Source organism: Enterococcus sp. 1001283B150225_161107_E12, from assembly GCF_015556925.1.
Classification (GTDB): domain Bacteria; phylum Bacillota; class Bacilli; order Lactobacillales; family Enterococcaceae; genus Enterococcus_B; species Enterococcus_B mundtii.
Genome location: NZ_JADNNI010000006.1, coordinates 24887 through 39616, shown reverse-complemented (window position 1 = coordinate 39616; position 14730 = coordinate 24887). Strand labels below are relative to the sequence as shown.

12 protein-coding genes are annotated in these 14730 nt (G+C 39.5%); 9 read left to right on the top strand and 3 right to left on the bottom strand.

Annotated elements, in window-relative coordinates; translation table 11 throughout:
* Positions 1 to 6: 6 nt before the first annotated feature.
* Both codY and I2F89_RS06390 read left to right on the top strand, forming a co-directional pair.
* Entirely contained in the window at positions 7 to 798 is a 792-nt protein-coding gene (gene codY / locus I2F89_RS06395; protein WP_010735738.1) for a GTP-sensing pleiotropic transcriptional regulator CodY, read from the top strand.
* Positions 799 to 864: 66 nt separating this feature from the next.
* Complete coding sequence (locus tag I2F89_RS06390) at positions 865 to 1740, top strand: aldose 1-epimerase family protein (protein ID WP_071866394.1); 876 nt, start codon at positions 865 to 867, stop codon at positions 1738 to 1740.
* 136 nt (positions 1741 to 1876) lie between these two features.
* Here the strand turns inward: I2F89_RS06390 and plsY are convergent, their stop codons facing one another.
* Complete coding sequence (gene plsY, locus I2F89_RS06385) at positions 1877 to 2512, bottom strand: glycerol-3-phosphate 1-O-acyltransferase PlsY (RefSeq protein WP_071866395.1); 636 nt, start codon at positions 2510 to 2512, stop codon at positions 1877 to 1879.
* A 97-nt stretch (positions 2513 to 2609) separates the two neighbouring features.
* Between plsY and I2F89_RS06380 the strand changes: the two genes are divergently transcribed.
* The 7 genes from I2F89_RS06380 to I2F89_RS06350 all read left to right on the top strand — a co-directional run bounded on the left by I2F89_RS06380 (position 2610) and on the right by I2F89_RS06350 (position 13236).
* Entirely contained in the window at positions 2610 to 3035 is a 426-nt protein-coding gene (locus tag I2F89_RS06380) for a CoA-binding protein (protein ID WP_010735735.1), read from the top strand.
* A 269-nt stretch (positions 3036 to 3304) separates the two neighbouring features.
* Complete coding sequence (gene parE, locus I2F89_RS06375) at positions 3305 to 5350, top strand: DNA topoisomerase IV subunit B (RefSeq protein ID WP_023519491.1); 2046 nt, start codon at positions 3305 to 3307, stop codon at positions 5348 to 5350.
* Positions 5351 to 5361: 11 nt separating this feature from the next.
* The gene (gene parC, locus I2F89_RS06370; protein WP_074799735.1) at positions 5362 to 7812 is read left to right on the top strand and encodes a DNA topoisomerase IV subunit A; all 2451 of its coding nucleotides are present in this window, start codon (positions 5362 to 5364) and stop codon (positions 7810 to 7812) included.
* 272 nt (positions 7813 to 8084) lie between these two features.
* Entirely contained in the window at positions 8085 to 10316 is a 2232-nt protein-coding gene (pflB, locus tag I2F89_RS06365) for a formate C-acetyltransferase (RefSeq protein ID WP_071866397.1), read from the top strand.
* A 197-nt stretch (positions 10317 to 10513) separates the two neighbouring features.
* The gene (gene pflA, locus I2F89_RS06360) at positions 10514 to 11275 is read left to right on the top strand and encodes a pyruvate formate-lyase-activating protein (RefSeq protein WP_074799734.1); all 762 of its coding nucleotides are present in this window, start codon (positions 10514 to 10516) and stop codon (positions 11273 to 11275) included.
* A gap of 84 nt (positions 11276 to 11359) precedes the next feature.
* The gene (locus I2F89_RS06355; RefSeq protein ID WP_019724232.1) at positions 11360 to 12286 is read left to right on the top strand and encodes a manganese-dependent inorganic pyrophosphatase; all 927 of its coding nucleotides are present in this window, start codon (positions 11360 to 11362) and stop codon (positions 12284 to 12286) included.
* 98 nt (positions 12287 to 12384) lie between these two features.
* Positions 12385 to 13236: a DUF1803 domain-containing protein gene (locus I2F89_RS06350; RefSeq protein WP_074799733.1), complete on the top strand. Its 852-nt coding sequence runs from the start codon at positions 12385 to 12387 to the stop codon at positions 13234 to 13236.
* Between the two features lie 164 nt (positions 13237 to 13400).
* Here I2F89_RS06350 and I2F89_RS06345 read toward each other — a convergent pair whose 3' ends face one another.
* The gene (locus I2F89_RS06345) at positions 13401 to 14012 is read right to left on the bottom strand and encodes a hypothetical protein (protein WP_071866399.1); all 612 of its coding nucleotides are present in this window, start codon (positions 14010 to 14012) and stop codon (positions 13401 to 13403) included.
* A 138-nt stretch (positions 14013 to 14150) separates the two neighbouring features.
* Entirely contained in the window at positions 14151 to 14699 is a 549-nt protein-coding gene (locus tag I2F89_RS06340) for a DUF2179 domain-containing protein (RefSeq protein WP_019724126.1), read from the bottom strand.
* Positions 14700 to 14730 lie beyond the last annotated feature (31 nt).

Genomic DNA, 14730 nt, shown 5'->3' with positions numbered 1-14730 from the left:
AAAAAAATGACGGATTTGTTGACGAACACTCGAAAGATAAACAAATTATTGCAACAAAAAAATACGTTTGATATGCAGGCGGATTTACCTTACGATAAAATGGCGGTCACTTTAGGTGCTGTTTTAGACAGCAATACGTATATCATTGGCAGTGAAGGGGTTTTACTTGGTTATAATGAACGGCACGATGTGAACAATGATCGTGTGAAAACAATGTTTGTGCAAAAACAATTTCCTGATGCCTACACAGAAACAGTCGATATGATCACGAAAACAGAATCCAATATCCCGATCACAAGCGATATGACGGCATTTCCATTTGAAAGTCGTGAAAAATATCCTTTTGGATTGACGACAGTTGTGCCGATCTTTGGCGCAGGTGAACGCTTAGGGACGATCATTTTAGCAAGAATGGAACAAGCCTTTAACGATGAAGACCTTGTTTTAGCAGAATACGGCGCAACAGTAGTAGGGATGCAGATCCTTTATCAAAAATCACGAGATATCGAAGCGGACGTTCGTAGTACGACCGCTGTCCAAATGGCGATCAATACGTTGTCATACAGTGAATTAAAAGCAGTTCAAGCCATTTTTGATGCTTTAGAAGGTAATGAAGGCCGATTGACTGCCTCAAATATTGCGGACAAGATCGGTATTACTCGTTCGGTCATCGTAAATGCCTTACGTAAACTTGAATCAGCTGGAATCATTGAATCCCGCTCTCTGGGAATGAAAGGCACGTATTTAAAAGTATTGAATGCTCGTTTTAAAGATGAGCTGACGAAGCATAGTTATTAAAAGGAAGATTTTTCAGAGGCTTGCTACTCGAAGAAGTGAATGTCTGAGAAAAGATGGAGGATGACGATGACTGTTATTATTCAAAATGATCAGCTGATTGCTGAAATTTCCGAACATGGAGCAGAATTGATCAGTTTGAAATCAAAAGAACATGATCTAGAATATATTTGGCAAGGCGATCCTAAGTATTGGGGAAGACATGCCCCCGTTCTTTTCCCTATTGTTGGACGTTTGAAAAACGATCAATATGTGTACCAAGGAAAAACGTATTCAATGGGTCAACATGGTTTTGCTCGTGATATGGATTTTGAAGTGGTGGAGCACGAACAAGAACGTGCGAAGTTTGTCCTAAAAAGTACCCCTGAAACAAAAGAGAATTATCCGTTTGATTTTGAATTGGTACTTGTTTATGAATTAGGGGGAGACGGGATCACTGTTCATTATCAAGTTGAAAATATTGGGGAAGAAGAGATGTATTTCTCGATTGGCGGTCATCCAGCATTCAATGTGCCATTAGAAGAAGGTTTAACTTTTGAAGACTTTTATTTGGCTTTCTCTCCTAGAAAATCACGTTTGCGTTTACCATTAGCTGGACCGTTCATCGACATGGAACAAAAAACGATTGGACAAACGAATACCAACCTTGCGTTATTTCGGGAGCTGTTTGACCAAGATGCGTTAGTATTTGAAACAAGAGGTTTGAATGCTTACAGTATCCGTAGTGAAAAGTCTAGTCACAGTGTCACCCTCAGTTACAAAGATATGCCTTACGTTGGGATATGGTCGCCATATCCTAAAGAAGCACCATTTGTTTGTATTGAGCCGTGGTTTGGAATCGCAGATACTGTTGATAGTAATGGGCAGTTGAACGAAAAGGCAGGAATCAATCAATTAGGCGCTCACGAATTATTCAAGACGAAATATTCGATCACTGTCAAGTAAACACAAGTCGATTACATGTGTTTTCTTGATCTAGTTCGATGAAACAAACATGCCTTCTGAACAAATGAACGAATTGTTGAGCAATCGATCAGTCATTTGTTTAGAAGGCATTGTTTTTTATCATTCATCAAAAAGATTATTTCTTTTTGCTACTATTCAAACCGAATGGGATTCGGCTTTCTGTTTTATTTTTGATGCGCTTAATATTGTCTTTATGACGGTAAAAAATAAAAGCGGAGACACCACAAGCAATCAACGTCAAAAGTAAATTTGGTTCTGGTAAGATCGCTGGTGCAATGTATGGTAAGAAGATGGTGGATAAAGTGATCAAGACCGCACTGATCATGCTCGTTAAGCTTACCATGCTCGTGCAGTATAAACTGATCACGAAAATTGCTGATGAATAAAGAAAGAACAGTGGATTGAAGCCTAATAACATACCGGCACTTGTCGCCACTGCTTTGCCACCTTTGAACTTAGCAAAGATCGGAAATGTATGTCCTAAGATCGCACAGACACCAAACCATAGCGGATTGACAGAAGAGACATGGAAAATGACGGGTAAGGCAGTAGCTAATGTTCCCTTTAAGATGTCCATGAATAATACCACTGTTCCAGCGGTTTTACCTAGAACACGAAATGTATTCGTCGTTCCCATATTTCCACTACCGTGTTCGCGGATGTCTTTTTTAAAAAAGATTTTACCAACCCATACTCCAGATGGAATGGAACCCAAAAGATATGCTACAATAAACAATAAGATTATTTTCATTTTTTAACCTCTTTCAAGTTGAAACTAATGTATATTTTAGCATGAAAGAATGCTTCAAACAATCGAAAAAATCGAACGATCGAAAGGAGTCATCCACATGTCATTTAAAAATCCAGAACAAGCGAATATCTTTCGCTATCTTCAAGAAGCAAAAACGATCGCGGTCGTTGGTTTAAGTAATAAGCCCGAACGGACAAGTTATCAGATCGCACAATTACTACAAGAACACGGCTATCGTATCATTCCAGTCAATCCTGTATTAGCAGGGGAAGAAGTGTTAGGCGAAACTGTTGTCGCACAGTTGACAGATATCAATGAACCTATTGATATCGTGGATATTTTCCGCCGTAGTGAGTTTTTACCAGAAGTAGCGGTAGATTTTCTGAAAACAGATGCGAAAGTCTTCTGGGCACAGTTAGGCATTGAGAATGAAGAAGCTGCTGAAATGCTCCAAGCAGCTGGAAGAAATGATATCGTCATGGATCGCTGCATCAAGATCGAATTAGCAAAAATGGAACAATAAAAAACAGGAATAACAGAAGCACATATCCTGATAGTCAGTGACACTTTTACTGGCAAATGGTTTAGCTAAGTGATGAAAAATGTTTTGACCTGTTATCAAAAAAGAGTAAGTGATCGTTACCACTGACAAGCTGAGAGAAAAGAAAGAAAAAAGCGGGAGAGTTGGTTGTTTCTTGTAATTCTGACCTTCCCTCTTTTTTTTTGAGGACTTTTCTAGTATGATAAGCGTGGTGCGGTTATATCGCAAGTATTATTGAAGGAGCGTTTGCCTTGGCAAAAAAAATTAAAAATGAATACAATGATGCCTCGATCCAAGTTCTTGAAGGATTAGAAGCAGTAAGAAAACGACCAGGGATGTATATCGGGTCGACTGATAGCCGAGGCTTGCATCATTTAGTCTATGAAATCGTTGATAATGCCGTGGATGAAGCTTTATCAGGCTACGGAAATGAAATCGCTGTGACGATCCACGAGGATAACAGTGTGACTGTTACGGATAGTGGACGTGGTATGCCTGTAGGTATGCATGCTTCAGGGATTCCAACGGTCGAAGTTATTTTCACTGTGCTACATGCCGGTGGTAAATTTGGCCAAGGAGGATATAAAACTTCTGGTGGACTTCATGGTGTAGGTGCCAGTGTCGTCAATGCTTTATCTAAATGGCTGACAGTGACGATCGTCCGAGATGGTATCGAATACCAACAAACATTCAAACAAGGTGGAAAACCAGACGGAACGTTGAAAAAAATTGGCAAAACGAAGAAAGCCAATGGGACGTCTGTTCATTTCTTACCAGATGATAGTATTTTCTCAACCACGAAATTTTCCTATGATACGTTATCTGAACGTTTAAGAGAGTCTGCATTTCTGTTAAAAGGTGTGAAAATCACTTTGACAGATCTAAGAGGTGACGAAACAGTTCAAGAAGTCTTTCATTACGAAGAAGGAATCAAAGAATTCGTTGCGTATTTAAATGAAGAAAAAGATACGTTGACGCCAGTAGTCTATTTCTCTGGTGAAAAAGAAGGAATCGAAGTAGAAGTTGCCTATCAGTATAACGATGGCTATTCTGAAAATGTCCTATCGTTTGTTAACAACGTGCGAACAAAAGATGGTGGGACGCATGAAGTCGGCATGAAAACAGCAATGACCAAAGCCTATAATGAATATGCTCGTAAAGTAGGCTTGTTGAAAGAACGAGACAAGAACCTAGAAGGTAGTGACTTCCGTGAAGGACTTGCGACAGTCTTGTCGATCCGGGTACCTGAACATTTGCTACAATTTGAAGGACAGACAAAAGAAAAACTGGGTACACCGATTGCTCGTTCCGTCGTTGATAATGTCATGAGCGAACAAATGGGCTTCTACTTGCAAGAAAACAGTGAGATGAGCCAAATGCTGATTCGTAAAGCAATCAAAGCGAGAGAAGCACGGGAAGCTGCTCGTAAAGCCAGAGAAGAAAGCCGTAACGGGAAAAAACGTAAAAAGGGCGAATCATTACTTTCTGGAAAATTGACACCTGCACAATCGAGAAACCCTAAGAAAAATGAATTGTATCTTGTCGAAGGAGATTCAGCCGGTGGATCAGCTAAACAAGGGAGAGATCGGAAATTCCAAGCGATATTGCCACTTCGAGGAAAAGTCATCAATACCGAAAAAGCAAAAATGCAAGATATCTTAAAAAATGAAGAAATCAATACGATGATCTATACGATCGGTGCCGGCGTTGGCCCTGAATTTTCACTGGAAGATTGTAACTATGACAAGATCATCATCATGACCGATGCGGATACAGATGGTGCTCATATCCAAGTCTTATTGTTAACATTTTTCTATCGCTACATGAAACCATTGATCGAAGCAGGAAAAGTTTACATTGCTTTACCGCCTCTATATAAAGTGTCCAAAGGCCAAGGAAAAAAACAAGTAGTCGAGTACGCTTGGACCGATGACGAATTAGCTGCAGTCATTAAGACTGTCGGTAAAGGCTATATGTTGCAACGGTACAAAGGTCTTGGGGAGATGAATGCGGAGCAGTTATGGGAAACAACGATGGACCCAACCTCTCGGACCTTGATCCGGGTGAGGATCGATGATGCTGCGCAAGCAGAGCGACGCGTAACCACCTTGATGGGGGATAAAGTCGAACCACGTCGTAAATGGATTGAAAATCATGTCCAATTCAGCTTAGAAGAAGAACGTAGTATTCTAGACAAAAAAGAAGAAACTGAGACTTCCGCGTCTGTTTCTAATGACCTATTAGAAGAAGAACGCGCAGAAGAAAACAAAAATGAACAATCAGTAGAGGTAGAATAGGAGGTCACCTAATGGAAGAACGTCAAGAAATCCAAGAATTAACGTTAGAAGAAGTGATGGGTGACCGCTTCGGACGTTACTCGAAATATATTATTCAAGAACGTGCTTTGCCGGATATCCGTGATGGTCTGAAACCCGTTCAACGTCGTATTTTATTTGCGATGAATAAAGACGGCAATACGTTTGATAAAGGATTCCGTAAATCAGCAAAATCTGTCGGGAATATCATGGGTAATTATCATCCCCACGGTGACAGCAGTATCTATGATGCAATGGTTCGTATGAGCCAGGATTGGAAACTACGAGAAGTACTCGTAGAAATGCACGGAAACAACGGAAGTATGGACGGAGACCCACCAGCGGCAATGCGTTATACAGAAGCACGCTTATCGAAATTGAGCGGCGAGATGCTTGCTGATATCGAAAAAAATACGGTCGACCTTGTGTGGAACTTTGATGACACTGAAAAAGAGCCGACTGTATTACCAGCGAGATACCCCAATCTATTAGTCAATGGATCAACCGGTATCTCTGCGGGCTATGCTACTGAGATACCAACGCATAATCTCGCAGAAGTCATCGATGGAACGGTCTATATGATCGACCATCCACAAGCCAGCTTAGACAAATTGATGGAATTCATTCCAGGTCCTGACTTTCCAACTGGGGGCATTTTACAAGGAAAAGATGAAATCAAGAAAGCTTATGAAACTGGTCGTGGAAAAGTGATCTTACGCTCGAAAACGGCGATTGAATCCATCAAAGGAAACAAGCAACAAATCGTGATCACTGAGATTCCTTACGAAGTGAACAAAGCGACTCTTGTCAAAAAAATGGATGAGATACGCTTGAACAAGAAAATCGATGGGATCGCAGAAGTTCGTGACGAAAGTGATCGTACGGGTCTACAGATCGTTGTGGAATTGAAAAAAGACGCTAACGCTCAAGGAATCTTGAATTATTTATTCAAGAATACCGAATTACAGATCAACTACAACTTCAATATGGTGGCAATCGATCATATGACCCCTCATCAAGTAGGATTGAAGGATATTTTAAGTAGTTACATCGAACACCGCAAGCAAGTGATCACCAAACGTAGTCAGTTTGACTTGGAGAAAGCGCAAAGAAGACAACATATCGTTGAAGGGCTGATGAAAGCTCTATCGATTTTAGATGAAGTCATTGCAACGATCCGTGAGAGTAAAGATAAAAAAGATGCGAAGCACAATTTAGTCCAAATGTTCCAATTTACAGAAGAACAAGCTGAAGCCATCGTGACGTTACAGCTTTATCGTTTGACGAATACAGACATTACTGAACTACGTCGTGAATCGCAAGAATTGATTGCTCTGATCACTGAATTAAATAAAATCCTTTCAAATGATAAAGAATTATTTTCTGTCATGAAAAAAGAACTACGTGAAGTCAAGAAGAAATATGCTTCTTCTCGCTTGACGATGATCGAAGATGAAATCGAAGAAATCAAAATCGATACTCAAGTATTGGTTGCGCAAGAGGATGTCATTGTCAGTGTTACACGTGAAGGCTATGTGAAACGAACAAGTCTTCGTTCCTATAGTGCGTCAAAACCAGAAGAAATCGGTATGCGTGAAGGAGATTATCTTCTATATGCTGGGGAACTGAATACGTTAGATCATTTGTTACTGGTCACCAATAAAGCCAATGTGATCTATCGACCAGTCCACGAACTACCAGATTTGAAATGGAAAGATGCCGGTGAGCATATCTCACAAACGATAGTGAATCTAGCTGTTGATGAATCGATTTTAGCGGTATTCCCCTATCAGAAGATCGATTCCGAAAAAACATTTGTATTTATCAGTAAAAACGGCTTGATCAAACAGACACGGATGACAGATTTTGAACCATGGCGTACGTATAAGAGTCGTCCATTGAGTGGCATGAAGCTAAAAGCCAGTGAAGATGAATTAGTGGCTGTCTATCTTGAAAAAGAACAAACAGATCGTGATGTTTTCCTTGTTACGCATCAAGGAATGGGCCTACGCTATCCGTTGACTGAAGTGCCAGTCGTTGGAACGAAGGCTGCAGGTGTCAAATCGATCAACTTGAAAGAAGAAGATTATGTCGTTAATGGTTTACTTGTCTTGGCAGAAGGGGATACGCCTGTCGTTATCGTTAGTCAGCGTGGGGCAGTAAAACGAATGCTTGCACAAGAAATCAGCCAGACTTCACGTGCCAAACGAGGTGTGACTGTATTGCGAGAATTGAAGAAACAACCACATCGGGTGATCTATATGTCAGAGGGCCACGCCAAAACGATGACGTTGATCAATCAAAAAGGACAAGAATTACCAATCGATCCGACGGATTACCCAATCGGTGATCGTACGTCCAACGGTTCATTTGTATTAGATGAGAAAAAAGGCGGAGAAGTCCAAATGGTGATTGATTCTCCAACGATGGATATCAAGGAATAACTGTTATAGTTTTTTATGAAATAGCTGGCAACTGTATTATTACAGTTGCCAGCTATTTTTATTTATTAACATAAAATTAAGACTTGCACAAACAAAATATGAATAGATTCACAATAGATAAATGCCTATATAACAACTTTAATAACTACTATTATTTTATATTCGCTTTATTTGTTAACAAAAAAACAAGAAAACCCTTGCATTGGAGGTGACATGTGTTATACTTATCACGTAAAAACTGTTACATAAAACAGAAACGGGAGGTCCATACGATGGAACAATGGAATGGATTTAAAGGAACTAAGTGGAAAGAAGGCGTGGATACACGTGACTTTATCCAAAACAACTATACAGAATACCGCGGTGATGACAGCTTTTTAGAAAAACCCACTGAAGCAACAGAAAATTTGTGGGAAAAATTACAAAAATTAAACGATATCCAATTTGAACGTAATGGTGTATATGACATGGATACAGATGTCGTATCAACAATCACTTCTCACGAAGCAGGATACCTAGACAAAGATTTAGAACAAATCGTCGGTCTACAAACTGAAACTCCTTTGAAACAAGCATTCATGCCATTTGGTGGCATCAACATGGCGAATCATGCGTTAACAAGTAACGGCTATGAGCCAAAAGAAGAGTTAACACACATTTTCACAGACTGGAGAAAAACACATAACCAAGGTGTATTCGATGCTTATACAGCAGAAATGCGTGCTGCACGTAAAAACAAGATCATAACTGGACTTCCTGACGCTTACGGACGTGGCCGCATCATCGGTGACTACCGTCGTATCGCATTGTACGGAATCGACTATTTGATGGCTCAAAAGAAAAAAGACCATGACAATACAGGCTACCACACGATGAGTGAAGAGGTCATCCGTCTTCGTGAAGAAATCTCAGAACAATATCGTGCATTAGCTCAAATGAAAGAAATGGCTGCAAAATATGGGTATGACATTTCAAAACCAGCTGCCAACGCAAAAGAAGCCGTTCAATGGTTATACTTTGGTTATCTAGCAGCAATCAAATCTCAAAATGGTGCAGCTATGTCGATCGGACGTATCTCTGCATTCTTAGACATTTATATCCAACGTGATTTAGACAACGGTGTGATCACTGAAAAAGAAGCACAAGAATTGATCGATCATTTAGTAATGAAATTACGTATGGTGAAATTTGCACGTACGCCTGAATACAACCAATTGTTCTCTGGCTTCCCGATCTGGGCAACCTTATCAATCGCTGGTATGGGCTTAGACGGACGTTCATTAGTCACAAAAAATGATTTCCGTATGTTGCACACATTGACAAATATGGGACCTTCCCCAGAACCAAACTTGACTGTTTTATACTCAGAAAACTTACCAGAAGGCTTCAGAACGTATGCAAGTAAAATTGCGATCGAAAGTTCTTCGATCCAATTTGAAAATGATAACTTGCTTCGTGAACAATGGGGTTCAGACGACTGTGCGATCGCATGTTGTGTATCTGGAACTGTTGTTGGTAAAGATATGCAATTCTTCGGTGCTCGCGCAAACTTAGCTAAAGCTTTGTTATATGCGATCAACGGTGGTGTGGATGAAATGACAGGCGCACAAGTAGGTCCTGAGTATCGTCCGATCACAAGCGACACATTAGACTTTGAAGAAGTAAAACACAACTTCATGAACATCATGGACTGGTTAGCTGAGCTTTATGTCAATACGCTAAACATCATCCACTATATGCACGACAAATATTCTTATGAAGCAGCACAATTAGCAGTCATGGATACTGACTTGAAACGTACATTTGCGACAGGTATCGCAGGTATCTCTCACGCAGCAGATAGCTTGTCTGCAATCAAATATGCACAAGTTAAACCAATCCGTAATGAAGAAGGGATCACAGTTGACTTTGAAGTAACTGGTGACTTCCCTAAATATGGTAATGACGATGATCGTGCCGATGAGATCGCTGAATGGATCTTAGAATACTTCATGGGTCAAATCAAACGTCATAAAACTTACCGTAATTCAACTCCGACAACTTCATTATTAACGATCACATCAAATGTCGTTTACGGAAAAAATACAGGGAATACACCTGACGGACGTGAAGCTGGTAAACCTTTAGCACCTGGTGCAAATCCAAGTTATCAAGCAGAACAAAATGGGTTACTTGCAAGCTTGAACTCAACTGCGAAATTCAACTATGCACACGCTCGTGATGGTATCTCTAATACACAAACAATCAACCCTTCTGGTTTAGGGAAAGATGAAGAAACAAGAATCGACAACTTACGTAACGTCTTAGACGGTTATTTCTCAAGAGGAGCATACCACTTGAACGTCAACGTATTCAGTAATGACTTATTGCGTGATGCAATGGAAAACCCAATGAAATATCCAAACTTAACGATCCGTGTTTCTGGATATGCGGTTAAATTCCGTGACTTGACAAGAGAACAACAATTAGACGTATTAATGAGAACGTCACACGACAGAATGTAAGACAATCAATGCAGTGTAAAAAGGAAAGGCAAAAGTTCCGCATGAGCTTTTGTCTTCCCTTTTTTACAACTATATGAAAAAAGCATATATCTAGTGTTAGAGGCGAGTAGATAGATCTTTTCTTCACAGCGTGTTGAGAAGTCGCAACATTGTCCGTGGCTCATAACGAAAGAAACTAAAGAAAAGAAGTGATTAAAATGGAAGAACAAACTAAAGGCTATGTCCATTCGATTGAAACATTTGGGTCTGTAGATGGACCAGGCGTTCGCTTTGTCGTCTTCATGCAAGGTTGTCGCATGCGTTGTGAATTTTGCCATAACCCAGACACTTGGAATATTGGTGGAGGAAAAGAATATACCGCGGATGCAATTTTAGACCAAGCAGAACGTTACCGTTCTTATTGGGGTAAACAAGGAGGGATCACGATTAGTGGTGGTGAACCTTTATTGCAGATCGATTTCCTAATCGAATTATTCCAAAAGGCGAAAGAACGTGGCATTCATACAACAATCGACACATGTGGAAAACCATTTAGCCATGATGAGCCTTTCTTTTCTCGTTTTGAAGAGTTGATGAACTATACGGACTTACTGTTATTCGATATCAAACATATCGATAACGAAGCACATAAAAAATTAACTCATTGGGGCAATGAAAATATCTTAGAAATGGCTCAGTATCTTTCAGATATCAAGAAACCTGTCTGGATTCGTCATGTGTTAGTCCCAGAACGTAGTGACTATGATGAGTATTTGATCCGCCTTGATGCATTCATCAAAACTCTTGATAATGTCGATCGTGTGGAAATCCTTCCTTATCATACAATGGGTAAATACAAATGGGAAACGCTTGGTTTGACGTATCCATTAGAAGGAATCGAACCACCGACAAAAGAACGAGTAGAAAATGCAAAACGTCTTCTTCATATCGAAGATTATACAAAGTATTTAACCAGATAGACGCGAACGGAAGGAAGATAAGTATTGCTTCTTTCCGTTTTTTTGCTATTATTGAATAGGAGAAAACAAAAAGGAGCGAGTCAAATGTCAAAAGTTTTAGTTTTTGGTCATCAAAATCCTGATACAGATGCAATTGGAGCAGCGATTGCATTTTCATATTTGCAAAATCAATTAGGAGTAAACGCTGAGCCTGTCGCTTTAGGCACGCCAAGTGAAGAAACACAATTTGCACTAGATTACTTCAAATTAGAGGCGCCTCGAGTGATCACATCGATCAAAGAGGAACAAGCAGATGTCATGCTTGTCGATCATAATGAATTCCAACAAAGCGTGGTAGATATTGCGGAAGCGACGATTTTAGCAGTAGTTGACCATCATCGTATCGCCAACTTTGAAACAGCGAATCCATTGTATTATCGTGCTGAACCAGTGGGATGTACAAGTACGATCATTCTAAAATTATTTAAAGAAAATCAAATTGAGATTCCGAAAGAAATCGCTGGAATCATGTTATCAGCAATCATTTCAGATACATTGTTGTTCAAATCACCAACTTCAACAGAAGCAGATCAATTGGCTGCAAAAGAGCTAGTTGAAATCTCTGGTGTGGACTTAGAAGCGTATGGTTTAGACATGTTGAAAGCAGGTACAAATCTAAGTGATAAACCAGCAGAAGTATTACTTGATCTAGATGCGAAAAGTTTCCCTATGGGTGAAGCAAGTGTTCGTATCGCTCAAGTCAATACAGTTGATCTAAATGAAGTAATGGATCGTCAAGCTGAACTTGAAACTGCCATGCAAACAGAGATTGCGACGAATGGTTATGATCTTTTTGTTCTTGTTGTAACAGACATCTTGAACAGCAACTCAGAATTATTGATTGCTGGCGAAAGAAAAGAACAAGTTGAACAAGCTTTTGGCGTGAAGTTAGAAAACAATCGCGCATTTTTACAAGGGGTCGTTTCACGTAAAAAACAAGTGGTACCTCAATTAACAGAAGTTTTCAATTAGGCAATGAGATTGGAAGAAGGGAGTGGGAGTGTAACCAGTTGACTGGGACCTCCCGCTTTTTTCATTCAAGGTGTCACATAGAAAGCAGGTAAACAGACATGCAATATTTTTATTCTTTAGAGAACAAACGAAAACTAATTGAGCATCCGCTCTTCCAACCAATGATCGACTATTTGATCGAACAAGGCTCACAAGAGGTGATTTTACGCCAACTAAAGAAAGCATTTCCTCAAAAGAAAATGGAACACTTTCTTGATCAAATGATCGATAGTGGATTGATCATCCGAGAAAATCGCCGTTACCGCTGTGCTTTTCCGGTCTATGACCAAGGAGATTTCCAAACAGAGATCAAGCAACTGACTAAAGAATTAATCAATGAATTAATGAAACAACCGGAACACCGCAGAAATCTCTTCTTATCAGAAGAAATTTGGGATTTCTGTCATGAAACAACGTCTCCTTATTTTTATGCAACTACTTTTTCAGTCCCTACGATTGTGCGGTTGGAAGCAGGGAATGAGAACTATCGCTTCAGGACGCTCACCCAAGGAGAAGAAGTGGTATCTTTACCAACGTACTTCCATCTTCAAAAACAGCAAACACCGCTATCGGAGCAATTTCAGGCGCTAGGACAGTTGCTTGGCGATGTGAATGAAACCTATTTTTTTGACCAAATAGAAATAATTATCGAACGGATTTGTGAAAACAAATACAAAAAACGCCGTGAGTCGATTTTTCTAGATGCCTTATTATTAGCGAGGGTTGTTGCTCAGGAAGAGCAGTATCGATTACTCCTGCCTATAACAGAGGATAGGAAAGACGCATTGCTACAAAAATATGAACCTTCAACGGAAACGCCGATGCAAGCCGCCTTTATTAAAGAACAAGCGTTAGTCGAAGTCATGGGGCAATTGGATTTAAAATCTTATTCTTATATCAAGAAAATATGACCTCAACAATTGTCGGGGAACCCACCGACTAAACCGAAAAAAAGTGAGAACAGAAGTAACCTCTTCGAAAAATCAGGCAGCATCCACAAAAATTAGAAAAATAATTTTTGTGGATGCTGCCTGATTTCAAGAGGCTAAACACTCCTGTCCAGATCTCATTGGGATCATGCTGTTTTACGAAAATGCCACATCATATAAGCCAAATTCCCAATAAACAAGATATCTAGAATATTACTAGTGATTTGGATATTAGCAGAATTGATCGATGGCGCAAAGGCTAGGATGAATAGTGCTACGAGACTATAGCAAAAACAGAAAAAGGTGCTGGTTTGTATGACCATCGGCATTCTTAATTGCTTGGTGATCAATGAAAAAATAAAGAAAGTAAATATCGTTAAAATCACAACTAAACCGTTAATAATGAAGAAAAAAAGTGAATCTTGATTAAACGTATAGAGCATAGCTGTTAAAAGGTTCAGAGATTTCAGTATTACGAAAATAACGTTTACTTCATTAAATGTATTCATCTTTTTTTTAGCAAAATAGGCGGCGAAACATAACGAGAAGATCAGGCCGCAGAAAGTAGAAAGAATCAAGAATGTTGGGTTGTCAGTCGATTGGTTTAGCTCGGAGTGGTCAAGCAATAACCAGCCAAATGAGTTGCAAGGGATGCTTGAAGTCTTAAAATAAGCATAAAAGAAAAAAAGCAAAGCATTCAAAACGGCAAAAACAGATCCCCAATGTAGATAGGTCGTTGTTTTTTGTTGTATTTCCATAAGTACTCCCATAAATTTAATGATATACAATATAATAACAAAATGATGAGGAATTGTCGATGGTTTTTAATAAAACAAATAAATAGACGATGGTCGGATGAAATAAATTCATCGGATCATCGTTTATTTTTTGTATATTCATTTCACATTGCTTCGGCGTTTGCGCACTTTCTTTGTCCAGAATCCGCCAGAAATATATTTTGGTTCGTAGGAGATAATAAAAGCACGTTCTTCGACTTCTTTGATCAAGCGATAAAGCTCACGTTCACTTTTACGTGGAGATAAAATCTCTAAGACTAACCGTTCACCTTCTAAACCAGTTGCTGACGTTTGTGTCACTCCAAACCCATTTTGTCGAAGAATGATCGGCAAATTTTTATCCTCTGAAGTATTTGCTGGTAGGATCGTCGTTACCATGATATATCCTAGTGCTAATTTATCCTCAATGGCAATCCCAACACTGATCCCAACAGCATAGCCTAACGCGTAAACGAACAAATTCAATGGATTATCTAAGCGGTCTAAAACCAGAGATAAACCAACGATATAAATAGTGATCTCAACCATACTAACTAATGGAGCGATGTAGCGATAGCCTTTCATGGTCAACATAAAGCGTAAGGTATTTAATGTGATGTAAGCGAAATTGATGAAAAAGATCATCGCTAACATTTTTGGATCGAACATAATAAGAACTCCTTTCAGTAGCGTCTATGTT

What these genes read in the sequence shown, in the direction of transcription:
- codY (WP_010735738.1), top strand. Translation starts at nt 7, where the DNA reads ATGACGGATTTGTTGACGAACACTCGAAAGATAAACAAATTATTGCAA.
- I2F89_RS06390 (WP_071866394.1), top strand. Translation starts at nt 865, where the DNA reads ATGACTGTTATTATTCAAAATGATCAGCTGATTGCTGAAATTTCCGAA.
- plsY (WP_071866395.1), bottom strand. Translation starts at nt 2,512, where the DNA reads ATGAAAATAATCTTATTGTTTATTGTAGCATATCTTTTGGGTTCCATT.
- I2F89_RS06380 (WP_010735735.1), top strand. Translation starts at nt 2,610, where the DNA reads ATGTCATTTAAAAATCCAGAACAAGCGAATATCTTTCGCTATCTTCAA.
- parC (WP_074799735.1), top strand. Translation starts at nt 5,362, where the DNA reads ATGGAAGAACGTCAAGAAATCCAAGAATTAACGTTAGAAGAAGTGATG.
- pflB (WP_071866397.1), top strand. Translation starts at nt 8,085, where the DNA reads ATGGAACAATGGAATGGATTTAAAGGAACTAAGTGGAAAGAAGGCGTG.
- pflA (WP_074799734.1), top strand. Translation starts at nt 10,514, where the DNA reads ATGGAAGAACAAACTAAAGGCTATGTCCATTCGATTGAAACATTTGGG.
- I2F89_RS06355 (WP_019724232.1), top strand. Translation starts at nt 11,360, where the DNA reads ATGTCAAAAGTTTTAGTTTTTGGTCATCAAAATCCTGATACAGATGCA.
- I2F89_RS06350 (WP_074799733.1), top strand. Translation starts at nt 12,385, where the DNA reads ATGCAATATTTTTATTCTTTAGAGAACAAACGAAAACTAATTGAGCAT.
- I2F89_RS06345 (WP_071866399.1), bottom strand. Translation starts at nt 14,012, where the DNA reads ATGGAAATACAACAAAAAACAACGACCTATCTACATTGGGGATCTGTT.
- I2F89_RS06340 (WP_019724126.1), bottom strand. Translation starts at nt 14,699, where the DNA reads ATGTTCGATCCAAAAATGTTAGCGATGATCTTTTTCATCAATTTCGCT.